We start from the raw sequence: 25,573 nt of genomic DNA, 5'->3' as shown, positions 1-25,573 counted from the left end.
GTACGTGGTGGCACGACGCCGACTCGACGCCGAGCTGGTGCGCCGGAGTCTCGCGCGCTCGCGGGAGCACGCAAGCCAGTTGATCGCCGCCGGGCGGGTGACCGTCGGCGGCGCGACCGCCACGAAGGCGGCCACGCAGGTGGAGACCAGCGCCGCCGTGGTGGTGGCGCGGGACGCCGACGAACCCGACTACGTGTCGCGCGGCGGCCACAAGCTGGCCGGCGCGCTCGCCGCGTTCCAGCCGCGCGGGCTGACCGTCGAGGGCCGCAGGGCGCTCGACGCGGGCGCGTCCACCGGCGGCTTCACCGATGTGCTGCTGCGGGCGGGCGCCGCCGAGGTCGTCGCGGTCGACGTCGGCTACGGCCAGCTGGCCTGGTCGTTGCAGAGCGACGACCGCGTCACCGTCAAGGACCGTACGAACGTCCGCGAGTTGACGCTCGACCACATCGACGGCACCCCCGTCGACCTGATCGTCGGCGACCTGTCGTTCATTCCGCTCGGTCTGGTGCTGCCCGCGCTCGTACGGTGCGCCGCGCCCGACGCCGATCTCGTACTGATGGTGAAGCCGCAGTTCGAGGTGGGTAGGGAACGACTGGGCAGCGGTGGCGTCGTCCGCAGCACCCAGCTGCGGGCCGAGAGCGTACGCAAGGTCGCCGCTCAGGGGGCGGAGCTGGGGCTCGGGGTGCTGGGCGTCACGGCCAGTCCGCTGCCCGGACCGTCCGGGAATGTGGAATATTTTCTGTGGCTGCGGGCCGGTGCGCCTCCTCTGGACCCGGCCGATGTCGACCGTGCTGTGGCGGAGGGGCCCCGTTGACCACCAAGACCGAATCCGGAACCGGATCCGAAGCCGGACGCGACGCGCAGTGCGGACCGGGCGGCGCCCGTACCGTCTTCCTGCTCGCCCACACCGGCCGCCCGGCCGCCATCCGCAGTGCGGAACGCGTGGTCAAGGGGCTGCTGAGGTGCGGGATCGGCGTACGGCTGCTCGCCGAGGAGGCCGCGGACCTGCCGCTGCCCGCCGAGGTCGAGCACGTCACGGAGCCGGGGCCCGAGTCCGTCGAGGGCTGCGAGCTGATCGTCGTACTCGGCGGTGACGGCACACTGCTGCGCGGCGCCGAATTCGCCCGCGCCTCCGGGGTCCCGCTGCTCGGCGTGAACCTCGGCCGGGTCGGCTTCCTCGCCGAGGCCGAGCGGGACGACCTCGACAAGGTCGTCGACCGCGTCGTCACCCGCGAGTACGAGGTCGAGGAGCGGATGACCCTCGACGTGCTGGTCCGCAACGACGGGCACATCGTGCACACCGACTGGGCGCTCAACGAGGCCTCGGTCGAGAAGGCGTCCCGCGAACGCCTCCTGGAGGTCGTCACCGAGGTCGACGGCCGCCCGGTCTCCCGCTTCGGCGGCGACGGCGTCGTCTGCGCCACCCCCACCGGCTCCACCGCCTACGCCTTCTCGGCCGGCGGGCCCGTCGTCTGGCCCGAGGTCGAAGCGCTCCTGATGGTGCCCATCAGCGCCCACGCCCTCTTCGCCAAGCCCCTGGTGACCTCGCCCCGCTCCGTCCTCGCCGTCGAGGTCCAGCCCAAGACGCCGCACGGCGTCCTGTGGTGCGACGGCCGCCGCACCGTCGAGCTTCTCGCCGGTGCCCGCGTCGAAGTCCGCCGGGGCGCCGTGCCCGTGCGGCTGGCCCGGCTCCACCACGCCTCCTTCACGGACCGTCTCGTCGCCAAATTCGCCCTCCCCGTCGCCGGATGGCGCGGCGCCCCCCAATAACCCGCCTGTAGGCGGACCGTTCGCTACGCGCAGGCGGGCGCCCGTCGCGGGCGTGAGGACAGGGCGCTGCCCTTGCGCAGGGCCTGGTTCTTAGGGGCGCGGGGAACCGCGCGACCAGCCCCCACCGGGCCGTCGGACCGAGAACAGCCGGTCTGCCCCGCTGGGGCCGGTGGTGCCCCGCGGGAGCGCTTCGGCGGGCCGCGCAGCCCCAGCCGCCCCTGAAAAGACCGGTGTGCCGCCCCGGCGAAGAAAGGCCGGGGGCCGCGCCCCGGAAGACGCTTGCCCACTCCGCAAGGGGGACCCGTTCGGGGCCGAGCCCCGGAGATGCGCACCGCCCCCCGCAGGGGACCGTCGCGCGGCGGGGCGCAAACCTCGTATGGTCGTACCCGTGTTGGAGGAAATGCGAATCCGGTCGCTCGGGGTCATCGAGGACGCCGTGGTGGAACTCTCACCCGGCTTCACCGCGGTGACCGGCGAGACCGGTGCGGGCAAGACCATGGTCGTGACCAGCCTCGGCCTGCTCCTGGGCGGCCGGGCCGATCCTGCGCTGGTACGCATCGGCGCGAAGGCGGCGTCCGTCGAGGGCCGGATAACGATGGCCCCCGGCAACCGGGCCTCCGTACGGGCGGAGGAAGCGGGCGCGGAGCTGGACGACGGCGCGCTGCTGATCAGCCGTACCGTCTCGGCGGAAGGCCGCTCACGGGCGTTCGTGGGCGGCCGTACCGTCCCGGTCGGGCTGCTCGGCGAGCTGGCGGACGACCTGGTGGCCGTGCACGGCCAGACCGACCAGCAGGGCCTGCTGCGCCCGGCGCGGCAGCGCGAGGCCCTGGACCGGTACGCGGGCGACGCCGTCGCGGCGCCGCTGGCGAAGTACGGGTCGGCCTACCGCAGGCTGCGGGAGGTCGCGGCGGAGCTGGACGAGCTGACGACGCGGGCCAGGGAGCGCGCGCAGGAAGCGGACCTGCTGCGGTTCGGCATCGAGGAAGTGGCGGCGGCCGAGCCGGTCGCGGGCGAGGACACCGAACTGGCCGCCGAGGCGGCCCGCCTCGGCCACGCCGAGGCGCTGGCGAGCGCGGCGGCCATCGCGCACGCGGCGCTCGCGGGGAACCCGGAGGACCCGGAGGGCGTGGACGCGGGCACCCTCGTCGCGGGGGCGCAGCGCGCGGTGGACGCGGTCAGCGCGCACGACCCGGAGCTGGCGGGCCTGGCGGCCCGGCTCGGCGAGATCGGCATCCTGCTCGGTGACGTCTCGGGCGAGCTGGCGGGATACGCCGACAATCTGGACGCCGACCCGCTGCGGCTCGCGGCCGTCGAGGAGCGCAGGTCCGTACTGGCGCATCTGACGCGCAAGTACGGCGTCGACATCGACGGCGTGCTGGCCTGGGCCGAGGAGAGCGCCGCGCGGCTCGGCGAACTCGAGGGCGACGACGAGCGGATCGAAGGACTCACCGCGGAGCGGGACGCGCTCCGCGCGGAGCTGGGCGCGCTCGCCCAGGACCTGACCGACGCGCGGGGCGAGGCGGCGGACCGTTTCGCCGCCGCCGTCACCGCGGAACTCGCCGAGCTGGCGATGCCGCACGCCCGTGTCGGCGTCGCGATCCGGCAGACCGAGACGGCCGAGCCGGACGCCGGGATCGAGGTGGGCGGCCGGGCCGTGGCCTTCGGCCCGACCGGCGCCGACGAGGTGGAGCTGCAACTGGCCCCGCACCCCGGCTCCCCGGCCCGGCCGATCGCCAAGGGCGCCTCGGGCGGTGAGCTGTCGCGCGTCATGCTCGCCGTCGAGGTGGTCTTCGCCGGGTCCGACCCGGTGCCGACGTACCTCTTCGACGAGGTGGACGCCGGAGTCGGCGGCAAGGCGGCCGTCGAGGTCGGCCGCCGCCTGGCGCGCCTGGCCCGTACCGCGCAGGTCGTGGTCGTCACCCACCTCCCGCAGGTCGCGGCCTTCGCCGACCGGCAGCTCCTGGTCGAGAAGACCAACGACGGGTCCGTCACCCGCAGCGGCGTCACCATCCTGGAGGGCGAGGCCCGGGTGAAGGAGCTCTCCCGCATGCTCGCCGGTCTCGAGGACTCCGAACTGGGCCGCGCCCACGCCGAGGAACTCCTCGCCGCGGCCAAGGCGGCCCGCTGACCCCCCGACACCCCGGCCCGCTGCCGCCAGCCGCGTCGCCGAGCCCCTGACCGCCCCGGTCGAACGTGCCCAAGGTCTCGCGGCGGTCCGGCGCAGGCCGGTGCTGCCGGGAGCGCCAGCCGTGTCGCCGAGCCCCGACCGCTCCGCTCGGACGTGGCCGGGGCCTCGCGGCGGTCCGAGGAACGGGCCCGGACGCCGAGGTCCGGCTGCGCCGCCGGTCCTGGCGTGAGGTCCCGTGGCCGTCCGGAGGCAGGCCGGTGCCGCCGGGGGCGTCAGCCGTGGCGCTGAGGCCCGGCCGCTCCGGTCGGAGCTGCCCGAGGAGCGGGTCTGGGACCGCAGGTCCGGATGGCGACGTGCGGGTGCGCCGCCCGGGTGGGCGGGGGGGCGCGTGGCCGCCAGTCGTTGCGGCGGGCGGCGGGCGGGTGAGGTCGGTCGGGTGGCGGCCTGTCGAAGGAGGCCGGGTGCGCCGGGGTGCGGCGAGGGCGGTACGGCACCTCGGCCGCGGAGGGCCCTTGGCGGTCCGGGACAGGGGCGGGGCCGGACGCGGCGCGTCGGTCGGGCGGGCCTGCGGGCCCTTGGTGGTCCGGGTCCGGAGGACATCGGCGCGGTCGGATAATGTGCCGCGCGCGGCGGGAGCGCGCGGAGACGGCTTTCCGGGGGCGTGGCGGGGAAGGCTGTGCGGGCCGGGTAATTGCGCAGCCGGGCGCGGCGGTTGGCCGCGAGCGGACGACGGCGACGACGTGGAGGCAGCGGGATGAGCAGGCGTGGCTGGAAGGGGCGGTCGGGACGGCTGTCCGTCGGCATGGCGGCGGCCGGTGCGACCCGCGCGGCCTACGCGGAGCTGCGCAGGCGGCCCCCGGTCGAGGCCCGGATGTGGCAGCGCAGCAACTACGCGGGGCGCGGTGTGGAGCTGTACGGCGGCCTGGCCGCCGCGGCCGGGGCCGCGACCGCCCTGGGCGCCGCGCGCGGCCTGACCGTACGCTCCCGGATCGCGGCCGTCGGCGCCGCACTGGCCGCGGGCGCCTGCGGGGCCTACGACGACCAGGCCGGCTCGCCCGACGAACGCGGCTTCGGCGCGCATCTGAAGGCGCTGCGCGAGGGCCGGTTCACCTCGGGCGCCGTGAAACTCCTCGGCATCGGCGCGGCCGGGCTCGCCGCGGGCACCCTGCTCAAGGTGCGGCCCTTCGACCAACTGCTCGCGGGCGTCGTCATCGCGGGCACCGCGCACGCGGTGAACCTGGTGGACATCTCGCCCGGCCGCGCCGCGAAGGCGGTCATCGCCGTCGGCGTGCCCGGCCTGCTGCGCCGCGGCCCCGCGGGAGTGCTGGCCGCGGCCCCCGTGGGCGCCGCGGCGGCCGTACTCGGCGACGACCTCAGCGAGCGGACGATGCTCGGCGACGGCGGCGCGCACGCGCTCGGCGCGGCGCTGGGCGCGGCGATCGTCGTCGCCAACAGCAGGACCGGGCTGCTGCTGCACGCGGCGGCGCTCATCGCGATGACCGCCGCGGGCGACCGGATCTCCTCCCACGAGCGGTTGTGGAACGCGCCCGGAGTGCGGCACGTTGACTCCTGGGGCCGCGTGGCACACCCGTATGGGTGATCCCAAGGGCGGGTGAGCGGGCCTGAGCGCGACCGTGACCGGTGACCCGCGGGTGCGGCCTGGCATCCTGGAGGGGTTGCCCGTACCCGCCAACACCCGCCGTCCCGTGCCGAGTCAGGAGCAGTGCCCCGCGTGAGCAGCATGTCCACCCCCTTCCAGGGGCAGCTCCACGCCGTGCACGTCATGGGCACGACGTCGGGAGCGCACGTCAGCTCGCTGGCGGGCGGGCTCGTGGCGCGGGGTGTCGCGGTCACCGTCTGCGGGCCCCCCGCCGCCGAGGCCGACTACGCCTTCTCCGGCACCGGCGCCCGCTTCGTACCCCTCGACATCGGCCGCAGGGCCGCCGCCGCCACCGACGCGCCCGCCGTCGCCGCCCTGCGCGCCGTCTTCTCCGGCGCCGGAATCGTCCACGCGCACGGTCTGCGGGCCGGACTGCTGGCCGCGATCGCGCTCGGCGGTCGCAGCACCCCACTGGTCCTCACCTGGCACGGCGGCGCCCCCGCGGAACACGACGGCGCGGGCCGCGCCGCGCTGCTGCGCTGGCTGGAGCGCCGGGCGGTACGCGGCGCCACCGTCGTCCTCGGCGTCTGCGCCGAACTCGTCGACCGGGCCCGCCACCTCGGCGCCAAGGACGTCAGGCTGGCACCGGCCGCCGTACCGCGCCCGGTCGCCCCGCCGCCGCGCCTGCCCGGCGACGGCGAGCGGCACACCCACAAGACCCGCGCCGAATTCGGCGCGATCGACCGCCCGCTGCTGCTGGCCGTCGGCCGCCTCGAAGCCCACAAGGGCTACGACCTGCTGCTGGACGCCGCCGCCCACTGGACGGGTCTCGAACCGCCGCCGCTGGTCGCCGTCGCGGGCGAGGGCAGTAGGCGCGCGGCCCTGGAGAAGCGGATCGAGGCGGAACAGCTCCCGGTGGTCCTGCTCGGCCGCCGCGACGACGTGCCGGAACTGCTCGCCGCCGCCGACCTCGTCGTGCTGCCCAGCCGCTGGGAGGCCCGCCCGCTGATCGCCCAGGAAGCCCTGCACGCGGGCGTTCCCCTGATCGCCACCGCCGTCGGCGGCACCCCCGAACTCGTCGGCGACGCGGCCGTCCTCGTCCCCTACGGCGACGCGGCGGCCCTCGCCCGCGCCGTCGTCACCCTGCTCGCCGACCCCGGCCGCCGTACCGCCCTGTCCGTGGCGGGCCGCGCCCAGGCCGCCACCTGGCCCACCGAGGACGACACGGTGGCCCAGGTGCTCAGCGTCTACGACGAGCTGACGCAGGTCTGACGGACCGGGGTCCGGGACCCGCTACGCGCGGAACGCCCCGGTGGCGGTGAGCCGCAGCGCCGTGTCGATCAGCGGCACATGGCTGAACGCCTGCGGGAAGTTGCCGACCTGGCGCTTGCGGCGCGGGTCCCACTCCTCGGCGAGCAGACCCAGGTCGTTGCGGAGCGCCAGCAGCTTCTCGAAGAGCTTGCGCGCCTCCTCGACCCGGCCGATCATCGCGAGGTCGTCGGCGAGCCAGAACGAGCAGGCGAGGAACGCCCCTTCGTCGCCGGGCAGGCCGTCCAGATTCTCCTCGCCGTCGGCGCCGCTGGAGACGGGGTAGCGCAGGACGAAGCCGTCCTCGGTCGACAGCTCCCGCTGGATCGCCTCGATGGTGCCGATGACCCGCTTGTCGTCCGGCGGCAGGAAGCCCATCTGCGGGATGAGCAGCAGCGAGGCGTCCAGCTCCTTGGAGCCGTAGGACTGCGTGAAGGTGTTGCGCTCCCGGTCGAAGCCCTTCTCGCACACGTCGTAGTGGATGTCCTCGCGCAGCTCCTTGAGCCGCTCCAGCGGGCCGTCGACCTCGCCGGACTCGATGAGCTTGACGGTGCGGTCGACCGCGACCCAGGCCATCACCTTGGAGTGCACGAAGTGGCGGCGCGGGCCCCGGACTTCCCAGATGCCCTCGTCCGGCTCGTTCCAGTGCTTCTCCAGGTAGCGGATCAGCTTGAGCTGGAGGACGCTCGCGTAGTCGTTGCGGGCCAGGCCCGTCATGTGGCCCAGGTGCAGGGCCTCGGTGACCTCGCCGTACACGTCGAGCTGGAGCTGGTGGGCCGCGCCGTTGCCGATCCGCACGGGGGAGGAGCCCTCGTAACCGGGCAGCCAGTGCAGCTCGTTCTCGCCCAGCTCGCGCTCGCCCGCGATGCCGTACATGATCTGGAGGTTCTCGGGGTCGCCCGCCACCGCGCGCAGCAGCCACTCGCGCCAGGCGCGGGCCTCGTCGCGGTAGCCGGTGCGCAGCAGCGAGGACAGGGTGATCGCGGCGTCGCGCAGCCAGGTGAAGCGGTAGTCCCAGTTGCGGACCCCGCCGATGTCCTCGGGCAGCGAGGTGGTCGGCGCGGCGACGATCGCGCCGGTCGGCCCGTACGTCAGCGCCTTGAGCGTGATCAGCGAGCGCACCACCGCGTCCCGGTACGGGCCGGTGTACGTACACTGCTCGACCCACTCGCGCCAGAAGTCCTCGGTGGCGGTCAGCGACGCCTCGGGCTCCGGCAGCGAGGGCTGCGGCTTGTGCGACGGCTCCCAACTGATGGTGAACGCGATGCGGTCGCCGGGAGCGACGGTGAACTCGGAGTACGTCGTCAGATCCTGGCCGTAGGTGTCGACATCGGTGTCCAGCCACACGGAGTCGGGCCCGGCCACCGCGACCGTACGGTCGCCGACCTTGTGCACCCACGGCGTGATCTGCCCGTAGGAGAAACGCATCCGTAGGGCGGAGCGCATCGGGACGCGGCCGTGCACGCCCTCCACGATCCGGATGACCTGCGGTGCGCCGTCACGCGGCGGCATGAAGTCGATCACACGGACCGTGCCGCGCTCGGTGTCCCACTCGGACTCCAGCACCAGCGAGTCGCCCCGGTACCTGCGGCGCGTCGCGGCCGGCGGCTGGTCGTCCTTGCCGTGCGCGGGGCCGAGCCGCCAGAAGCCGTGCTGCTCGGTACCGAGCAGTCCGGCGAAGACGGCGGGCGAGTCGAACCGGGGGAGGCACAGCCAGTCGACCGTGCCGTCCCGGCAGACCAGTGCGGCGGTCTGCATATCACCGATGAGGGCGTAGTCCTCGATGAGCCCGGCCACGTGCAACTCCAGTCGAACGACAGGCGCCGCCCCCGCTGGGGACGGTCTTGCGGTCTGGGGATTTTGGACGAGCTCATGATCCGGGAACTGGGCGGGGATAGTGCCGTGCCGGTCGGCTCGTAGCAATGCGTCCGTGCAGGATACGTCGTCCGAGGAGGGCGTGCGCATGTCTCCGCGATCTTCGCTCCGCCGGTCGGGTGTACCGGCCCCGCGGCGGCTCCACGACGGCCCCGCGGCTGCGCTACAACGCCTTACTACGGCCTTACTACGGCCCTTCGACGGCGCTTCGACGGCCAGAAGAGCGCACGAAAGCTGCCCGAAGACCTCACGAAGACCTCACGAAGACCGCCCGGCGACCGCGCGATGGCCGGGCAGAGGCCGGGCGGTGGCGGTCCGGAGTGGCGAAAGTCATCGGTCGTGCCCGCCGGCCGCCGTGGCGCATCATTCGGCGGCCGGGGTCGCTGATACCCTGGTAGCCCGTGGGCCGGTGGGATGAACCACTGAACCGCCGCGACGGCGCTCCCAAGCACGAACGCCGTCCCGACCCTCACCTCGCGACCACGGGAGCCCCCTCTTGGCAGCTTTTCTGAAGAATGCGCCGAAATCCACGACGAAGCACATCTTCGTCACCGGTGGTGTGGCCTCCTCTCTCGGCAAGGGCCTGACGGCCTCCAGCCTCGGGGCGCTGCTCAAGGCACGGGGCCTGCGGGTCACCATGCAGAAGCTCGATCCTTATCTCAACGTGGATCCGGGCACCATGAACCCCTTCCAGCACGGCGAGGTCTTCGTCACGGACGACGGCGCCGAGACCGACCTCGACATCGGCCACTACGAGCGCTTCCTCGACGTCAATCTGGCGGGTTCCGCCAACGTCACCACCGGCCAGATCTACTCCACGGTGATCGCCAAGGAGCGGCGCGGCGAGTACCTCGGTGACACCGTGCAGGTGATCCCGCACATCACCAACGAGATCAAGTCCCGTATCCGCCGGATGGCCACCGACGACGTGGACGTCGTCATCACCGAGGTCGGCGGCACGGTCGGCGACATCGAGTCGCTGCCGTTCCTGGAGTCGGTCCGCCAGGTCAGGCACGAGGTCGGCCGGGACAACGTCTTCGTGGTGCACATCTCGCTGCTGCCGTACATCGGCCCCTCCGGCGAGCTGAAGACCAAGCCGACCCAGCACTCGGTGGCCGCGCTGCGCAACATCGGCATCCAGCCCGACGCGATCGTGCTGCGCGCGGACCGCCATGTGCCGGACGCCATCAAGCGGAAGATCTCGCTGATGTGCGACGTCGACGAGGACGCGGTGGTCGCCGCGATCGACGCGCCCTCCATCTACGACATCCCCAAGGTGCTGCACACCGAGGGCCTGGACGCGTACGTCGTCCGGCGGCTGGACCTGCCCTTCCGCGATGTGGACTGGGCCCAGTGGGACGACCTGCTCAAGCGGGTGCACGAGCCCGCCCACGAGGTGAAGGTCGCGCTGGTCGGCAAGTACATCGACCTGCCCGACGCCTATCTGTCGGTGACCGAGGCACTGCGCGCCGGCGGATTCGCCAACAACGCGAAGGTGCACGTCAAGTGGGTCACCTCCGACGACTGCCGGACCCCGGCGGGCGCGGCGGCGCAGCTCGGCGACGTGGACGCGATCTGCGTGCCCGGCGGCTTCGGCGACCGAGGCGTCGAGGGCAAGGTCACCGCGATCACCTTCGCCCGTGAGAACCGCGTCCCACTGCTCGGACTCTGCCTCGGCCTGCAGTGCGTGGTCATCGAGGCCGCGCGCAACCTCGCCGGGATCGCCGACGCCAACTCCACCGAGTTCGACCCCGGCACCGGACACCCGGTCATCTCGACCATGGCCGAGCAGCTCGACATCGTGGACGGCAAGGGCGACCTCGGCGGCACGATGCGCCTGGGCACCTACCCGGCGAAGCTCGCCGAGGGCTCCATCGTCCGCGAGGTCTACGGCGACCAGCCGTACGTCGAGGAGCGGCACCGCCACCGCTACGAGGTGAACAACGCCTACCGCGCCGAGCTGGAGAAGGCGACCGGCATCGTCTTCTCGGGCACCTCGCCCGACAACAAGCTCGTCGAGTACGTCGAGTACCCGCGCGAGGTGCACCCGTACCTGGTCGCCACCCAGGCGCACCCCGAACTGAAGTCCCGCCCGACCCGGCCCCACCCGCTGTTCGCCGGGCTGGTCAAGGCGGCGGTCGCGCGCCAGCAGCAGGACGCGCAGGAGCGGCAGGGCTGAAGGCGGCGTTACGGGAGCGGGCCCGGCGCCCGCTCCCGGTCACTCGGTACGGTCACGGACTCGGAAGGCGCAGCATGCTGAAGGACACTCAGGAGGAGTGGCGGGTCACCGTGACCTCCACGCCGTTCACCGGCAAGAAGACGTCGGTACGCACGGACGAGGTGGTCATGCCCGACGGCACCACCGCCGTCCGCGACTACCAGGTCCACCCCGGCTCGGTGGCCGTCCTCGCCCTCGACGACGCCGACCGCGTCCTCGTACTGCGCCAGTACCGGCACCCCGTACGGCAGAAGCTCTGGGAGATCCCGGCCGGACTGCTCGACATCCCCGGCGAGAATCCGCTGCACGCGGCCCAGCGCGAGCTGTACGAGGAGGCGCACGTCAAGGCCGAGGACTGGCGGGTCCTCACCGACGTCTACACCAGCCCCGGCGGTACGGACGAGGCGGTACGGATCTTCCTCGCGCGCGGTGTCTCCGAGGCGGACGGCGAGCGCTTCGCGGTCGCCGAGGAGGAGGCCGACATGGAGCTGGCCCGCGTCCCGCTCGCCGACCTCGTCAGCGGGATCCTCGCGGGCGACCTGCACAACAACTGCCTGGTCGTGGGCGTCTTCGCGCTCCAGGCCGCGATGAACGGCGCCGGTCTCGACGCGCTGCGGCCCGCCGAGTCGCCGTGGCCCGCGCGGCCCTTCACACCCTGACCGTCCGCTCCACAGCTTCTTCACAGCTCCCTCATCGGTCTCGATGATCCGATGGAGTGATCATTTGCGCGGTCGGCCGCGTCGGAGCCCCGGACCGGCCCGACCGCGTGAACTAGGCTCGTCGCCGTAGCCGCGTACCCGCGCATCCGCGCCCCGCGCGGACGACCCCACTGAGCCGGGAGCGTAGGCCGTGACGGATCAGGCGCTGAACCCCAACGGGACCCCTGCGGGAGCGGACGCCCCGGCGGCACCTGAACCGGACACGGCCGCCGCACCCGCCAAGGCGCGCGCCCGCCGCCGACGGTCGGCTTCCGCCGGCTCCCCGACGCGCAAGGGCCCGGCCCCCGAGGCTCCTTCTGCCGCCGTCGAGTCCGGGCCGGAGCAGCCGCCCGCGAAGGACGCCGGGCCGGAACCCGAGTCCGAGTCGGCACCGGACACCCCGGCCGTTCGTCCGGCGAAGGCCGAGCGCACCGCCGCCGTCGCGTCGGGAACCGAGAACGGGTCCGGGGCGGACGCCGGGGCCGACGCCGAGACGGACCCCCAGCCTGATCCCACGCCTCATCGCAAGACCGACCCCAAGACCGACCCCAACGCCGACCCCAGGGCCGGGACCGCGCCCGCCGCGCCTTCGGATGTCGGCGCGGGCGCTGCCCGCCCGGTGAGCCGGACCGGCGAGGTCACGGTGCGGGTCGGCGCCGCCGTATGGGCGGGAGCCCGAGGCGAGGGTCAATTCGTGGGCCGGGAAAGGGAGTTGGCGGAGCTGCGCGGGGAGATCGGACGGCCGGGCCTCGGAAAGCAGGGGAAGGGGCGGGCGCGCGTGCTGCTCGTCGCCGGACGCCCCGGCGTCGGTCGGACCGCGCTCGCGCTGCGCCTGGCCGAAGACCTGGCCGACGACTACCCGGACGGCCAGGTCTTCTTGCGCATGACCTCCCCGGAAGGGGAGCCCGTACCCGCCGAGCAGGCCGTCCGCGCCCTCCGCCGAGCCCTCGCCCGTACTCCGGGAGCCGGCGGATCGGCCGCCCCCGTAACACCCGCCGCTCCCGCCCCGGCCGCCCCGTCCGGCGGCCCCGCCGCCACCTCGCGCAAGACGCTCCTCGTCCTGGACGACGTCCTGCGCGCCGATCAGCTCGACGGGCTGATCCCCGACGCACCCGGCAGCCTTGTCGTCGTCACCTCGGACGGCCCGCTGCCCGGAGTGCCGGACGTGCGGCCGTGCACGCTGGGCGGGCTCGACACGCCCGCCGCCGTGGAACTGCTCGCGCACAGCATCGGCTCCACCCGGGTGACCTGCGACCCGCGCGCCGCCGAGGCCCTGGTGCAGGAGATCGGCGGGCACCCCACCGCGCTGCGGCTGGTCGCCGCCTGGCTCGCGGCCCGGCCGACGCTCTCCGTGGCGGACGCCGCGACCCGGCTGCGTACCGTCTCGGCCGACGCGCCCGCCGCGCCCTCGGCCGACGCGGACGGGACGGCGCCCTCGCGCGCCGCCGCGCAGGGCGAACTCGTGCGGTCCTTCCGGCTGGTCTACGAGGACGTGCCGCAGACCGCCGCGCGGATGCTGCGACTCCTGTCGCTGGCACCTGCGGGCATGGTCGACGCGCAGGTCGCCTCGGCGCTCGCGGGCTGTTCCGTGGCCGCCGCGCAGAGCACGCTCGACGACTTCGTCGGCGGCGCACTGCTGGCGCCCGGTCCGGTGACGGGCGACGAGCTGCCGCCGCAGTACCGCCTGCCCGGCTGCTTCGAGCCGCTGCTGCGCGGGCTGCTCGAATCCCGCGACCGCCCGGAGGAGGTCCGGCTGGCCCGGGCCAGGATGCTGGAGCGGACCGTACGGCTGCTGCTGTCGTGCGGCTCGGCGCTCGTGCGGATGCGGCTGCCGGACGACGGCCCGCGCAGCCTCAGCTTCGACTCGCCCGCGACGGCCGCCGAGTGGCTGCGGTCCCGGCTGCCCGCGCTGCTGGCCTCCGCGCGGGTCGCTGTCGCGGACGGCGATCTGGACACCCTGGCCAGACGGCTGATCGCCGCCCAGGTGCAGGCGCTCGCCGCCTTCCCCGGCGGGAACGCGATGGCGGCCGAGCAGTACGAACTGCACGGCCTGGTCCTGGACGTCGCCGAGCGGCGCGGCCTGGACCGGGAGAAGGCGGCGGCGCTGATCAATCTCGGCGACCTGGACGCGGCGGCGGGCCGTTCCGACCGGGCGCTCGACCGGTACCGCGCCGCACTGGGCGCGGCCCGCAAGTGCGACGACGCGGAGGCCGAGGGCCGGGTGCTGGAAGCCCTCGGCGGTACGTATCAGGAGCGGCACGACCCGCAGCGGGCCGCCGACTGGTACGGCAGGGCGCTCGCGCTGCGCCAGGAACGCGGCGAGACCTTCCACGAGGCCCGGCTGCACGGCCGGATCGGCGCGCTGTTCACCTACGACGGCCGGTACGGGCCCGCGCTGCGCGAATGGCGCGCCGCCGCCGGGGCGTACCGGCGGCTGGCCGACCTGGGCGCGCAGGCCCGCGCGCTGACCGAGGCCGCACGGGTGCAGGAGTACGCGGGCTACCCGGAGGACGCGCTGCGGACCTGCCGCGACGCGCTGTACTGGGCACGCAAGGCGGGGGAGCGGCGGCTGGAGGGCGCGATCCTGCTGCGGCTCGCCGACACGCTCGACCGGCTGGGCGATCCGAGCGGCGCCACGGTCCAGCGCGCCGCCGCGAACCGCCTGCTCAGCGAGGGCGAATCGGCGCCGAACTGACGATCGCCGCGCTGTATACCTACGAAACTGCCAATGGTCTCGGCCAAAGTGGTCACTTTGTAAGGCTGGACAGAGAGTCTTCCTTCACTAGACTGGCTTTCTGCCGCCCCAAAGCGGTCATTCTTCCCTGAGCGCAAGGACCGTGATCGACGTGAAGGTGGGCATCCCCCGCGAGGTCAAGAACAACGAGTTCCGCGTGGCCATCACCCCGGCAGGCGTGCACGAACTCGTCCGCAATGGACACCAGGTCTTCGTGGAGCAGGGCGCCGGCGACGGCTCGTCCATCCCCGACGAGGAGTACGTCTCGGCCGGTGCGGGCATCCTCGCCACCGCCGACGAGGTGTGGGCCACGGCCGATCTGCTGCTCAAGGTGAAGGAGCCGATCGCCGAGGAGTACCACCGGCTCCGCAAGGACCAGACGCTCTTCACCTATCTGCACCTCGCCGCCTCCCGCGCGTGCACGGACGCGCTGCTGGAGTCGGGCACCACCGCCATCGCGTACGAGACGGTGGAGACCGCGAACCGCCAGCTCCCGCTGCTCGCCCCGATGTCCGAGGTGGCCGGCCGGCTCGCCCCGCAGGTCGGCGCCTACCACCTGATGCGCTCGGCCGGCGGTCGCGGCGTCCTGCCCGGCGGCGTCCCCGGTGTCCAGTCCGGCAAGGCCGTCGTCATCGGCGCCGGCGTCTCCGGCTGGCACGCCACCACCATCGCGCTCGGACTCGGCTTCCACGTCACGCTGCTGGACAAGGACGTCAACAAACTGCGCGAGGCCGACAAGGTGTTCGGCAACCGCGTGCAGACCATCGCCTCCAACGCCTACGCGCTGGAGAAGGCCGTGCTCGACGCCGACCTCGTGATCGGCGCGGTGCTCATTCCGGGCGCGAAGGCGCCGAAGCTGGTCACCAACGAGCTGGTCTCGCGCATGAAGCCGGGATCTGTCCTTGTCGACATCGCGATCGACCAGGGCGGCTGCTTCGAGGACTCCCGCCCCACCACGCACGCCGAACCGACGTTCCCCGTGCACCAGTCGGTGTTCTACTGCGTCGCGAACATGCCCGGCGCGGTTCCCAACACCTCGACGTACGCGCTGACCAACGCGACGCTGCCGTACATCGTCGAACTGGCCAACCGCGGCTGGCGCGAAGCGCTGCGACGTGACGCGGCTCTCGCTCTCGGTCTCAACACGCATGAGGGACAAGTTGTTTACGGTCCGGTGGCCGAGGCGCACGGCCTCGACTCCACCGACCTGCACGCGCTGCTGGGCTGAGCGGCGGCCACTGTGACCAGGCGCGTCAACATCGCGCCAACACCGCACCACCGGCCGGGTCTTGTGTGTCGAGGCCCGGCCGTTCATGTGCTTACGCCCTTGACAGCGGGGTGTTCGGTTGCCGACACATCGTGCCGTGTCCGGCGGATTGTGTTGCTGTGGACCACCGACACGCCATAGAGTCGCGAATCGTCGGCTGTAGTCACGCTGACCTGTCTAGAAGTTTCCTGGTCACCAAGGAGGTAAGACGACTTGTGAATGAGTCGACATTTGCTCCCGGGGGTGGTCAACCAGGAATGACCGTCGGTTCCGTCGCGGTCCGCACCTTCGAGTCCCGCCGGCCCGAGACGAACACAGAGACGCAACCTGCTTACGCCATGGCGCCTTTCAACGACAACGACCTGCAGGACGGTCAGTTCTACGACCCGGATGCCGAGTACGAACCGGATCCGGAGTACGCGGCCACCCTCGCCCCGGACGCGGCCCGGCAGCGCCGCGAACGCGTCGGCCCCACCGGCCGGCCCCTGCCGTACTTCCCGATCCCCAATCCGCTCACCAACCACGGCCCCGCGAAGATCGTCGCGATGTGCAACCAGAAGGGCGGGGTCGGCAAGACCACCTCGACCATCAACCTGGGCGCGGCGCTGGCCGAATACGGCCGCCGGGTGCTTCTTGTCGACTTCGACCCGCAGGGCGCGCTCTCGGTCGGCCTCGGGGTCAACCCGATGGAACTCGACATCACGGTCTACAACCTGCTGATGGAACGCGGACTGGCGGCCGACGAGTGCCTGCTGAAGACCGCGGTGCCCGGCATGGACCTGCTCCCCAGCAATATCGACCTGTCGGCAGCGGAAGTGCAGCTCGTCAGCGAGGTCGCCCGCGAGTCGTCGCTCCAGCGCGCCCTCAAGCCGCTGATGGCCGACTACGACTACATCGTCATCGACTGCCAGCCCTCGCTCGGCCTGCTGACGGTCAACGCGCTCACCGCGGCGCACTCGGTGATCGTTCCGCTGGAGTGCGAGTTCTTCGCACTGCGCGGGGTCGCGCTGCTCACCGAGACCATCGAGAAGGTCCGCGAGCGGCTCAACCCCGAGCTGGAGCTCGACGGCATCCTCGCCACCATGTACGACTCGCGCACCGTGCACAGCCGCGAGGTGCTGGCCCGGGTCGTCGAGGCGTTCGACGAGCACGTCTTCCACACCGTCATCGGCCGCACCGTGCGGTTCCCCGAGACGACCGTGGCGGGCGAGCCGATCACCACCTACGCGTCCAACTCCGTCGGCGCGGCCGCCTATCGCCAGCTCGCCAGGGAGGTGCTCGCCCGGTGCCACGCCGAGTGAGTCTGCCGGGCGCCGACGAGCTGTTCCGGACGACCGGAGGAGCGGCGCTCCAGGCCCCGCAGCCACGGCAGCACCCCGGCGGCCCCGGCCCCGGCGGCTCCGGTGGTTCCGGGAGCTCCGGCGGCTCCGGTGGTCCGGGCGAAGGACAGAACGGTACGCAGGCGGACGGCCGGCTGCGGTCCGTACCGGTGGCCGACCCGGCCGCCGGGAACGACGCGGCCGATCCCGCGGACGGCGACGAAGGGACACGACCCTCCGGCACCGCGGGACAGGGCGAGGACAACGCGGAACACGGCGGCCGGGACATCCCGACCTCACGCCGCCCGCTGACCGCCGAACGGGCCGGTATGCCGTCGCCCGCCGCCTCCTCCGGCACCATGACCGCGCCCGCGCCGCAGCCGCAGGCCGCACCGGTCCAGCCCCCGATCACCGCCCAGCCGCAGCCCCAGCAGGCGCGGCGCAAGGCCGCCCGGCAGAACCGCCGTCCCAGCGGGCGCGAGCGGCACGACGAGAAGATCACCGTCTATGTCTCCGCCGAGGAGCTGATGGATCTGGAACACGCCCGGCTGGTGCTGCGCGGTGAGCACGGGCTCGCCATCGACCGCGGCCGGATCGTCCGCGAGGCCGTCGCCGTGGTGCTGGCCGATCTGGAGTCGCGCGGCGACGCGAGCATCCTCGTACGCCGTCTGCGGGGCCGCTGACGCCCCGACGGCGCGCGGTCGGGGAACGGGGCATGGCCTGCTGCGGCGAGTAGCCTGCACAGACCACTTCGTACCCTGGACCCCGATGCCGACCTCACCCGCCACTCCCCGCCGCAGCCTCGGGCTCGGCGCCGCCGCCGAGGCGGAACCGACGCCTGCCGTGACAGCGGAGCCGCCTGCCGCGGTGGCGGAACAGGCCGTGGAAGAGGCGGTGGAAGAGACCGAGCCCGCCGAGCCCGCGGTGCCGGTCGAGGCCGTGGAGGCCGTTGAGGCCGTTGAGGCCGTTGAGGCCGAGCCGGCTCCGGCCGGAGGGGACCGTTTCACCGTACGGCTGGCGAATTTCGAGGGGCCGTTCGACCTGCTGCTCGGGCTGATCTCCAAGCACAAGATGGACGTCACGGAGGTGGCGCTGTCGAAGGTCACCAACGAGTTCATGACGTACATCCACGCCATGGGCCCGGAGTGGGACCTCGACCAGACCACCGAGTTCCTGGTGGTCGCGGCCACCCTGCTGGACCTGAAGGCGGCCCGGCTGCTGCCGTCCGCCGAGGTCGAGGACGAGGCGGACCTCGCGCTGCTGGAAGCACGGGACCTGCTCTTCGCCCGGCTGCTCCAGTACCGGGCGTACAAGCGGATCGCGGCGATCTTCGCCGAGCGGCTGGACCACGAGGCGCTGCGCTACCCCCGTACCGTCGGCCTCGAACCGCAGCACGCGGAGTTGCTGCCCGAGGTCGTCCTCAGCATCGGCCCCGAGCGCTTCGCGCAGCTCGCGGTGAAGGCGATGCTGCCCAAGCCCAAGCCGCAGGTGTACGTCGACCACATCCACGCGCCGCTGGTGAGCGTCCGGGAGCAGGGCGAGCGGGTGATCGCGCTGCTGCGGGAGCTCGGCGTGGCCAGTTTCGGGCAGTTGACCGAGGACGCGCCGGACACGCTGACGGTCGTGGCGCGCTTCCTCGCGCTCCTCGAGCTGTACCGGGAGAAGGCGGTCGCGCTGGACCAGGAGGAGGCCCTGGGGCTGCTCCAGGTCCGCTGGACGGGCGGGGAGCAGGACACGGCGGCGCCGCTGGTGACCGACGAGTTCGACCAGGAGGCGGCGGCTCCGGCGCGCAAGCCGGAACCGGTGCCGGTTCCGGAGTCAGTGCCGGTGCGTGATCCGCAGCACGAGCAGGGAGAGGCCGAGGAATGACGGACGTGTCGGATATCACCGAGGCCCTTGCCGCGGCCGGCGCGGCGGCCGATACGGCGGCGCCCGCGGGCCTGCTCGCCGCCGCGACCGCCGAGCTGGAGCTGAAGCCCGCCCTGGAGGCCGTGCTGATGGTCGTCGACGAACCGGCCACCGAGGAGCACCTGGCCAAGGTCCTGGAACGGCCGCGGCGGGCCGTCGGCAGGGCGCTGCGCGAGCTGTCCGACGACTACACCCGCGAGGGACGCGGCTTCGACCTGCGGCTGGTCGCCGGTGGCTGGCGCTTCTACACCCGGCCCGCCTTCGCGCCCGCCGTGGAGAAGTTCGTCCTCGACGGGCAGCACGCCCGGCTCACGCAGGCCGCGCTGGAGACGCTGGCGGTGGTCGCGTACCGGCAGCCGGTCAGCCGTTCGCGCGTCTCGGCGGTCCGCGGAGTCAACTGCGACGGCGTCATGCGCACCCTCCTCCAGCGGGGGCTGGTCGAGGAAGGTGGGACGGAACCCGAGACAGGTGCGATCCTGTACAGGACGACGAACTACTTCCTGGAACGTATGGGCCTGCGCAGCCTCGACGAGCTGCCCGAGCTAGCACCGTTCCTGCCGGAGGCGGAAGCGATCGAGGCGGAGTCCCAGGAGGGGCTTCCGTCGTTCGATCCGGACGCGCCGGACGACACCTCGACAACGGACACTTGATGCGAAGCAGCGACAGGAACAGCGGCGGCAACCGGAACCCGCGGGGCGGCGGAGGCGACAGGCCCCGTGACGCCGACCGGCGTGGCGGTGCCGACCGGCGCGGCGACGGCCGCTCGGGCGACGGGCGCTCGGGGGACGCGCGCCGCGGTGAGGGCCAGAGCCAGCGGCCCAAGGGCACGCCGCGTCCCGAGGAGCGCCGCTACGACGTGGGCAGCACCGGCCAGTCCGGTGCGAACAAGCCCGGCGGCATGCCGCGTACCAAGCCCGGCAGCAACAAGCCGACCGGCAACCGCGGCCGCAAGCCGGTGCCGGCCCGGCCGCGCGAGCTGGACGCGCAGATCGAGGAGCGCAACCGGGAGCGGCACAGCAAGCCGCAGATCAAGACGCCCAAGACCTTCCCCGGCGCCGAGCAGGAGGGCGAGCGCCTGCAGAAGGTGCTCGCGCGGGCCGGAATGGGTTCGCGCCGGGCGTGCGAGGAGCTGATCGAACAGCACCGCGTCGAGGTCAACGGGCGGATCGTCACCGAGCAGGGCCTGCGGGTCGACGTGGACCACGACGAGGTGAAGGTCGACGGGCTGACCGTCGCCACCCAGTCGTATCTCTTCTTCGCGCTCAACAAGCCGGCCGGTGTCGTCTCCACCATGGAGGACCCCGACGGCCGCCAGTGCCTCGGCGACTACGTCACCAACCGCGAGACCCGGCTCTTCCACGTCGGTCGGCTCGACACCGAGACCGAGGGCCTGATCCTGCTCACCAACCACGGCGAGCTGGCCCACCGGCTGACCCACCCGCGCTACGGCGTGCAGAAGACCTATCTCGCCGCGATCCAGGGGCCGCTCCCGCGCGACCTCGGCAAGCAGCTCAAGAGCGGTATCGAGCTGGAGGACGGCTGGGCCCGCGCGGACCACTTCCGCGTGGTCCAGAACACCGGCAAGAACTACCTCGTCGAGGTCACCCTCCACGAGGGCCGCAAGCACATCGTCCGCCGCATGCTCTCCGAAGCGGGCTTCCCCGTCGACAAACTGGTCCGCACCAGCTTCGGCCCCATCCCCCTCGGCGACCAGAAGTCCGGCTGGCTCCGCCGCCTGACCAACACCGAGGTCGGCATGCTGATGCACGAGGTCGAGCTCTAACCCCCACCGCCGGACGCCCCCGGCCCCGCCGGACCGCCGGGCCTGGAAGTGCGGACCCGCGCGGGCGTCCGTCCAGACGGACGGGCGCCTTCGCGCGGGTGAGCTACGCGGGCTTGGGGGGGAGTGGGAATGTGGCTGAGGTGCGGCGGACGCGGGTGAGGAAGGCTTCTATGCGGGGGCGGTCGGGGTCGGGGGGGAGGGGGGAGCGGGCGGCGGCGGTGTCGGTCTCTTCGTGGAGCGTGCGCATCCAGGCGCGGACCTCGTCCCAGCTCAGTTCGCCGCGCTTGACGGACAGCAGGCGCTCGCGCTGGTCGCCGACGTCGATGGTGAGGCGGCCGGTGCGCAGCAGGTCGCGGCAGGACATCAGGAGCCGCAGCAGGTGCATGGCGTGCTTCCAGCGCGGCTGGCCGTGGGTGCGGATGTCCGCTTCGAGGCGGCCGAGCTGCTGGGCGGCGTAGCCGCGGAAGGTGGCGTCGGCGCGGCGGGAGAGGAACGCGTCGCGCAGGTCGAGGAGTTCGAGCCCGGTCGGGTCGGCGTACTCCACCAGCGGTGAGTGCAGGCATTCGAGCAGATTGGGGTTGGCGCGCAGCGCGAGCGAGCAGAATCGCTCCAGCTCCCAGGAGAACTGTTCGTGCCGCGGTCCGGTGACATGCGTCGGCGGCTTGTCGAAACGCCAGAACAATTCGGTGGGCGCCACGTACACACCGCGCCGGTCGGTGTCACTGCCGTCGGTGGCCAGACCGAAGGCGCGCGAGCCCATGACGCAGGCATAGACCGTGTGGTCCCGGACAAGGTCGTGCCCCAGCGGATCGCGCATGAGGGCGATTATCGCCATGAAGTCCGACCAAGCGCCGGAGTTTCCACTGCTTCGTGCGGTGATCACGTTGCGGACGGTGAGGGCGGGGCCCACGGTACCGCTGCGGCGGGGGAGATCCCGAGGGCCGTAGCGGGACTACGACCAGGCCGTCAGCCCGAGCGGACGGCCGTACGGATCCCGTACGACCTCCAGCATGCCGGTCACCGCGGGCCGGTCGATGGGGCCGTAGACGTGCGGGAAGGCCGTGCCCTCCGGAACGCCGGGCGGCGGCGCCGGATCGGCCGCCTCCCAGCGGACCTCGGCGCGCAGCGCGGCCTCCTCGATCAGCAGCACCATCAGCGGCCCCGCCACCTCCCGGTAGAAGGCGTCGGCCACCGCGAGGGTCACGGCCTCGTCGGGCGAGCAGTGCACAAAACCCTCCTCGTCCAGGGAGGCGGGGGCGTACGGGCGCTCGGGCGCGTGCAGCCAGTCGTCCAGCGGCACCAAGTGGAAGAGCATGGGGAAGTTCTACCTGGTCCGGGCGGGTGAGGCGGTGGCAAGTGGCGGCGGAGACGGGTTTGCGGGACATTGTCCGTGTTCGGTGCCGGGCGACGTGACGCGCGCCGACGGCCCGACTCCTGAAAGGGACGAGACCATGGCGGGAAACGACCTCGGAAGCCTTCTCGGCACTCTGCTCAGCGGCGCGAAGGGCGGCTCCTCCTCCGGCGGCGCGGGCGGCCTCCTCGGTTCGCTGCTGGGCCAGCTCGGCGGCAAGGGCGCGGCCGGTGGCACCGGCGCCGCCGCGGCCAACGGCGCATCGGGCAACCCCCTCGAAGGGCTGCTGGGCATGCTCAACAAGTCCGGCCTCGGCGAGCAGGCCAGGTCGTGGGTGGGCCAGGGCGACAACAAGCCCGTCACCGGCGACCAGATCGCTCAGGCGCTTCCCGACGACGCCCTCCAGAAGGCGGCGCAGGACGCGGGCGTCTCCCCGCGGGAGGCCGCCGACCACCTCGCGGGCAGCCTCCCCGAGGCGGTCGACAAGCTGACGCCCGAGGGCGAGGTCCCGCAGGGGGAGTCCCTCCAGGACGTCATCAGCAGGCAGCTCGGCAAGCTCGGCGGCCTCGGCAAGTAATGTCCCCGCCCCCGTGGCGGTCCGGCTCGCGTACCCGGCCGCCACGGGGGCCTTGCCCGTACGCCCGCGCCGCCCGTACGCCCGCGCCGCCCGTACGCCCGCGCCGCCCGTACGTCCGCGGCGCGCGTCTCGCAGTGCGGGCGTCCGTCTCGCGCCCCGCCCCCGGTGACTACCCTGGTCGGCAGGTACGTGAGCAGCCGAGGGAGCAGTGACGTGGCGGTACGAACGGTCCGCGGGAGCGGCCGACCCGAGCGGGACGCCTCCGGGAGCGTCGCCCAGTGAGGACCGCCCTGGTCGTCGGCAGCGGCCTGATGGGCACCTCCGCCGCCCTCGCGCTCACCGCGCGCGGTGTGGACGTCCACCTCACCGACCACGACCCGGGCACCGCGCGCACCGCGGCCTCGCTCGGCGCGGGCACCACGGGGGAGCCCGAGGGCCCGGTCGACCTCGTGATCGTCGCCGTGCCGCCCGCCCACGTCGCGGCCACCCTCGCCGACGCGCTGACCCGCGGCCTCGGCCGCGGCTACCTCGACATCGCCAGCGTCAAGGGCGGCCCGCGCCGCGACCTGGAGGCGCTGGGCTGCGACCTCACCCACTACATCGGCACCCACCCCATGGCGGGCCGCGAGCGCTCCGGGCCGCTGGCCGCGACCGCCGACCTCTTCGAGGGCCGCCCCTGGGTGCTCACCCCGACCCCGGCCACCGACACCGAGGTGCTCAACCTCGCCCTCGAACTGGTCGCGCTGTGCCGCGCCGTCCCCGTCGTCATGGACGCCGACGCCCACGACCGGGCCGTCGCCCTGGTCTCGCACACCCCGCAGCTCGTCTCCAGCATGGTCGCGGCCCGCCTGGAGCACGCCGAGGACACCGCCGTACGCCTGTGCGGCCAGGGCATCCTCGACGTCACGCGCATCGCGGGCTCCGAGCCCGGCATGTGGATGGACATCCTGGCCGCCAACCCCGGACCGGTCGCCGACGTCCTCGCCGACGTCGCCGTCGACCTGACCGAGACGGTCGCGGCGCTGCGCGCCCTCCAGTCCGCCGACGAGGACAAGCGGCGCGGCGGCGCGGCGGGCATCGAGGACATCCTGCGGCGCGGCAACGCGGGCCGCGCCAAGGTCCCCGGCAAGCACGGCACGGCGCCCAAGGCGTACGAGATCGTGGCCGTCCTCATCGGCGACCAGCCGGGCGAGCTGGCCCGCCTCTTCGCCGACGCGGGCGCGGCGGGCGTCAACATCGAGGACGTCCGCATCGAACACTCCACCGGACAGCAGGCCGGTCTGGTGCACCTCATGGTCGAGCCGCGCACCGCGCCCGCCCTGACCGTGGCACTGCGCGAACGCGGCTGGTCGATCCGGCAGTAGACGTATGGCGCGGGCCGGGCGGTGGCACGGTCAGGGCGCGGCCGGGCTCCGGCGGTACGGATCGGACGCGTGCCGGACGGGTCAGCCGCAGGACCGTACGCGCGCACAGGGCGCACAGGGCTCACCCGGCGCACCCGGGCGCGAGCGTGACGGGCACCCGGCCCGGCACCCCGGCCCCGCCCCCGTGCCCGTCCCGGCAGGGAAAACCCGTGGCGTTCCGGCGCGCGGGCGGCCGGTAACCTTGGGGGAATGGCATCCGGCCCCTCGGCCGGCCCGCCCGCCCCCCGCTCCGCGCACGAGGAAGGCCACCCGCTGTGGAAAATCCGGTGATCGTCGCCATCGACGGCCCTTCCGGTACCGGCAAGTCCAGCACGTCCAGGGCGGTCGCGGCGAAGCTGGGGCTGAGCTACCTCGACACCGGGGCGCAGTACCGCGCGATCACCTGGTGGATGCTGAGCAACGGCATCGACGTCAACGACCCGGTGGCCGTCGCCGACTGCGCGGGCAAGCCCGCCATCGTCGCGGGCCACGACCCGGCGGCCCCCGGCATCACCGTGGACGGCGTGGACGCCTCGGGCCCGATCCGCACCCAGGAGGTCACCGCCGCGGTCAGCGCCGTCAGCGCGGTCCCCGAGGTACGGGCCAGGATGGTCGAGTTGCAGCGCGCCGCCGCCACCGCGTCCCCCGGCGGCATCGTGGTCGAGGGCCGGGACATCGGCACGACCGTCTTCCCTGACGCCACCGTCAAGATCTTCCTCACCGCGTCCGCCGAGGCCCGCGCCGCCCGCCGCAGCGGCGAGCTGAACGGCGCGCTGAGCGTCGCGGACACCCGGGCCGCGCTCATCAAGCGGGACGCGGCCGACTCGGGCCGCAAGACCTCCCCGCTGGCCAAGGCCGCCGACGCGGTCGAGGTCGACACCACCGACCTCACCCTCGACCAGGTCATCGAGTGCATCGTCACTCTGGTCGAGGAGAAGCGGGCGCCCAGGTGACCGCAGAGCAGGGCACGGCGCCGGGACCGCGCGGAGCGGCCGTCGGACGCCGGATCGGCATCGTCTTGATGAACGGCCTGTGGCGGCCCCGGGTGCTCGGCGCCTGGCGGGTACCGGCGCACGGCCCGGTCATCCTGGCGGGCAACCACTCGCACAACATCGACGGCCCGATGCTGATCGGCATCTCGCCGCGCCCGCTGCACTTCCTGGTGAAGAAGGAAGCCTTCGTCGGGCCGCTCGACCCGTTCCTGCGCTCCATCGGGCAGCTCAAGGTCGACCGCGAGACCGCCGACCGTACGGCGATAACCGCCGCGCTCGGCGTCCTGGAGCGCGGCGGGATGCTCGGCATCTTCCCCGAGGGCACCCGGGGCGACGGCGACTTCGCCGAGCTGCGCTCGGGTCTGGCGTACTTCGCGGTGCGCTCCGGCGCGCCCGTCGTGCCGGTCGCCGTCCTCGGCAGCACCGCCAAGGGCCGGGCGGTCCCGGCACTGCCGCCGCTGCGCTCGCGGATCGACGTCGTCTTCGGGGAGCCCTTCGAGGCGGGCGACGGCAGCGGGCGCCGCACCCGCAGCGCGATGGACGCCGCCACGCTGCGCATCCAGGAGCGGCTCACCGCCCACCTGGCGCACGCCAAGCAAGCCACCGGCCGCTGACCGCGCAGACGGAAAACGCGCAGGCCGA

At 73.4% G+C, this 25,573-nt stretch carries 21 protein-coding genes; 18 read left to right on the top strand and 3 right to left on the bottom strand.

Annotated features, from left to right (window positions below; translation table 11 throughout):
* Positions 1-7: 7 nt before the first annotated feature.
* The 5 genes from ACIO6U_RS34680 (at position 8) to ACIO6U_RS34660 (ending at position 6,770) form a co-directional block, all read left to right on the top strand.
* On the top strand, positions 8-814 hold the full coding sequence (locus ACIO6U_RS34680; RefSeq protein ID WP_391048624.1) for a TlyA family rRNA (cytidine-2'-O)-methyltransferase: 807 nt from the start codon (positions 8-10) through the stop codon (positions 812-814).
* On the top strand, positions 811-1,770 hold the full coding sequence (locus tag ACIO6U_RS34675; RefSeq protein ID WP_355333527.1) for an NAD kinase: 960 nt from the start codon (positions 811-813) through the stop codon (positions 1,768-1,770). The genes ACIO6U_RS34680 and ACIO6U_RS34675 overlap by 4 nt, the downstream gene beginning before the upstream one ends.
* A gap of 376 nt (positions 1,771-2,146) precedes the next feature.
* Positions 2,147-3,898, top strand: a complete 1,752-nt coding sequence (gene recN / locus ACIO6U_RS34670; protein ID WP_391048619.1) for a DNA repair protein RecN — start codon at positions 2,147-2,149, stop codon at positions 3,896-3,898.
* A gap of 754 nt (positions 3,899-4,652) precedes the next feature.
* Positions 4,653-5,498 (top strand): hypothetical protein, encoded by an 846-nt coding sequence (locus tag ACIO6U_RS34665; protein ID WP_401725247.1) that lies wholly within the window; start codon positions 4,653-4,655, stop codon positions 5,496-5,498.
* A gap of 141 nt (positions 5,499-5,639) precedes the next feature.
* Positions 5,640-6,770: a glycosyltransferase family 4 protein gene (locus ACIO6U_RS34660; RefSeq protein ID WP_355333613.1), complete on the top strand. Its 1,131-nt coding sequence runs from the start codon at positions 5,640-5,642 to the stop codon at positions 6,768-6,770.
* A gap of 21 nt (positions 6,771-6,791) precedes the next feature.
* Here the strand turns inward: ACIO6U_RS34660 and ACIO6U_RS34655 are convergent, their stop codons facing one another.
* A complete protein-coding gene (locus ACIO6U_RS34655) occupies positions 6,792-8,609 on the bottom strand; it encodes a glycoside hydrolase family 15 protein (RefSeq protein ID WP_391048613.1) in 1,818 nt (605 codons plus the stop codon).
* A gap of 580 nt (positions 8,610-9,189) precedes the next feature.
* Here ACIO6U_RS34655 and ACIO6U_RS34650 point away from each other — a divergent pair.
* The 9 genes from ACIO6U_RS34650 to ACIO6U_RS34610 all read left to right on the top strand — a co-directional run bounded on the left by ACIO6U_RS34650 (position 9,190) and on the right by ACIO6U_RS34610 (position 20,608).
* A complete protein-coding gene (locus ACIO6U_RS34650; protein WP_355333611.1) occupies positions 9,190-10,860 on the top strand; it encodes a CTP synthase in 1,671 nt (556 codons plus the stop codon).
* A 74-nt stretch (positions 10,861-10,934) separates the two neighbouring features.
* Positions 10,935-11,558 carry an NUDIX hydrolase gene (locus ACIO6U_RS34645; protein WP_355333518.1) on the top strand — a complete coding sequence of 208 codons (624 nt, stop codon included), beginning with the start codon at positions 10,935-10,937 and terminating at the stop codon, positions 11,556-11,558.
* Between the two features lie 190 nt (positions 11,559-11,748).
* A complete protein-coding gene (locus ACIO6U_RS34640; RefSeq protein ID WP_401725243.1) occupies positions 11,749-14,292 on the top strand; it encodes a tetratricopeptide repeat protein in 2,544 nt (847 codons plus the stop codon).
* A 151-nt stretch (positions 14,293-14,443) separates the two neighbouring features.
* Positions 14,444-15,559: an alanine dehydrogenase gene (gene ald / locus ACIO6U_RS34635; RefSeq protein WP_355333609.1), complete on the top strand. Its 1,116-nt coding sequence runs from the start codon at positions 14,444-14,446 to the stop codon at positions 15,557-15,559.
* Positions 15,560-15,936: 377 nt separating this feature from the next.
* Positions 15,937-16,899, top strand: coding sequence for a ParA family protein (locus tag ACIO6U_RS34630; protein WP_355333513.1), 963 nt, complete (start codon positions 15,937-15,939; stop codon positions 16,897-16,899).
* Positions 16,884-17,600, top strand: a complete 717-nt coding sequence (locus ACIO6U_RS34625; protein WP_355333511.1) for a hypothetical protein — start codon at positions 16,884-16,886, stop codon at positions 17,598-17,600. Before ACIO6U_RS34630 ends, ACIO6U_RS34625 begins: the two co-directional genes overlap by 16 nt.
* Before the next feature lie 85 nt (positions 17,601-17,685).
* Positions 17,686-18,786 carry a segregation and condensation protein A gene (locus tag ACIO6U_RS34620; protein ID WP_401725239.1) on the top strand — a complete coding sequence of 367 codons (1,101 nt, stop codon included), beginning with the start codon at positions 17,686-17,688 and terminating at the stop codon, positions 18,784-18,786.
* Positions 18,783-19,475, top strand: a complete 693-nt coding sequence (gene scpB / locus ACIO6U_RS34615; protein ID WP_401725236.1) for an SMC-Scp complex subunit ScpB — start codon at positions 18,783-18,785, stop codon at positions 19,473-19,475. Before ACIO6U_RS34620 ends, scpB begins: the two co-directional genes overlap by 4 nt.
* Positions 19,475-20,608, top strand: coding sequence for a pseudouridine synthase (locus tag ACIO6U_RS34610; protein WP_188285806.1), 1,134 nt, complete (start codon positions 19,475-19,477; stop codon positions 20,606-20,608). The genes scpB and ACIO6U_RS34610 overlap by 1 nt, the downstream gene beginning before the upstream one ends.
* 103 nt (positions 20,609-20,711) lie before the next feature.
* Here the strand turns inward: ACIO6U_RS34610 and ACIO6U_RS34605 are convergent, their stop codons facing one another.
* Both ACIO6U_RS34605 and ACIO6U_RS34600 read right to left on the bottom strand, forming a co-directional pair.
* Positions 20,712-21,425, bottom strand: a complete 714-nt coding sequence (locus ACIO6U_RS34605; RefSeq protein WP_391048599.1) for a DNA polymerase beta superfamily protein — start codon at positions 21,423-21,425, stop codon at positions 20,712-20,714.
* Between the two features lie 135 nt (positions 21,426-21,560).
* Complete coding sequence (locus ACIO6U_RS34600) at positions 21,561-21,923, bottom strand: DUF952 domain-containing protein (RefSeq protein WP_355333500.1); 363 nt, start codon at positions 21,921-21,923, stop codon at positions 21,561-21,563.
* Between the two features lie 136 nt (positions 21,924-22,059).
* On the opposite strand from ACIO6U_RS34600, the gene ACIO6U_RS34595 reads away from it, so the two are divergent.
* From ACIO6U_RS34595 to ACIO6U_RS34580, 4 genes are all read left to right on the top strand, one after another.
* The gene (locus tag ACIO6U_RS34595; protein ID WP_391048595.1) at positions 22,060-22,536 is read left to right on the top strand and encodes a YidB family protein; all 477 of its coding nucleotides are present in this window, start codon (positions 22,060-22,062) and stop codon (positions 22,534-22,536) included.
* 278 nt (positions 22,537-22,814) lie between these two features.
* A complete protein-coding gene (locus ACIO6U_RS34590; RefSeq protein WP_355333494.1) occupies positions 22,815-23,900 on the top strand; it encodes a prephenate dehydrogenase in 1,086 nt (361 codons plus the stop codon).
* A 314-nt stretch (positions 23,901-24,214) separates the two neighbouring features.
* On the top strand, positions 24,215-24,892 hold the full coding sequence (gene cmk / locus ACIO6U_RS34585; RefSeq protein WP_355333492.1) for a (d)CMP kinase: 678 nt from the start codon (positions 24,215-24,217) through the stop codon (positions 24,890-24,892).
* Entirely contained in the window at positions 24,850-25,545 is a 696-nt protein-coding gene (locus tag ACIO6U_RS34580) for a 1-acyl-sn-glycerol-3-phosphate acyltransferase (RefSeq protein WP_391048590.1), read from the top strand. Before cmk ends, ACIO6U_RS34580 begins: the two co-directional genes overlap by 43 nt.
* The last annotated feature ends 28 nt before the right edge of the window (positions 25,546-25,573 follow it).

It is taken from the genome of Streptomyces sp. NPDC087422 (genome assembly GCF_044744145.1).
GTDB lineage: Bacteria > Actinomycetota > Actinomycetes > Streptomycetales > Streptomycetaceae > Actinacidiphila.
This window is presented reverse-complemented; position numbering and strand designations above follow the sequence as displayed.

Excerpts from the sequence above, each read along its gene's own strand:
- recN (WP_391048619.1), top strand. The coding sequence starts at position 2,147 with ATGGTCGTACCCGTGTTGGAGGAAATGCGAATCCGGTCGCTCGGGGTC.
- ACIO6U_RS34665 (WP_401725247.1), top strand. The coding sequence starts at position 4,653 with ATGAGCAGGCGTGGCTGGAAGGGGCGGTCGGGACGGCTGTCCGTCGGC.
- ACIO6U_RS34660 (WP_355333613.1), top strand. The coding sequence starts at position 5,640 with ATGTCCACCCCCTTCCAGGGGCAGCTCCACGCCGTGCACGTCATGGGC.
- ACIO6U_RS34645 (WP_355333518.1), top strand. The coding sequence starts at position 10,935 with ATGCTGAAGGACACTCAGGAGGAGTGGCGGGTCACCGTGACCTCCACG.
- ACIO6U_RS34630 (WP_355333513.1), top strand. The coding sequence starts at position 15,937 with ATGGCGCCTTTCAACGACAACGACCTGCAGGACGGTCAGTTCTACGAC.
- ACIO6U_RS34620 (WP_401725239.1), top strand. The coding sequence starts at position 17,686 with ATGCCGACCTCACCCGCCACTCCCCGCCGCAGCCTCGGGCTCGGCGCC.
- scpB (WP_401725236.1), top strand. The coding sequence starts at position 18,783 with ATGACGGACGTGTCGGATATCACCGAGGCCCTTGCCGCGGCCGGCGCG.
- ACIO6U_RS34610 (WP_188285806.1), top strand. The coding sequence starts at position 19,475 with ATGCGAAGCAGCGACAGGAACAGCGGCGGCAACCGGAACCCGCGGGGC.
- ACIO6U_RS34605 (WP_391048599.1), bottom strand. The coding sequence starts at position 21,425 with ATGCGCGATCCGCTGGGGCACGACCTTGTCCGGGACCACACGGTCTAT.
- ACIO6U_RS34600 (WP_355333500.1), bottom strand. The coding sequence starts at position 21,923 with ATGCTCTTCCACTTGGTGCCGCTGGACGACTGGCTGCACGCGCCCGAG.
- ACIO6U_RS34595 (WP_391048595.1), top strand. The coding sequence starts at position 22,060 with ATGGCGGGAAACGACCTCGGAAGCCTTCTCGGCACTCTGCTCAGCGGC.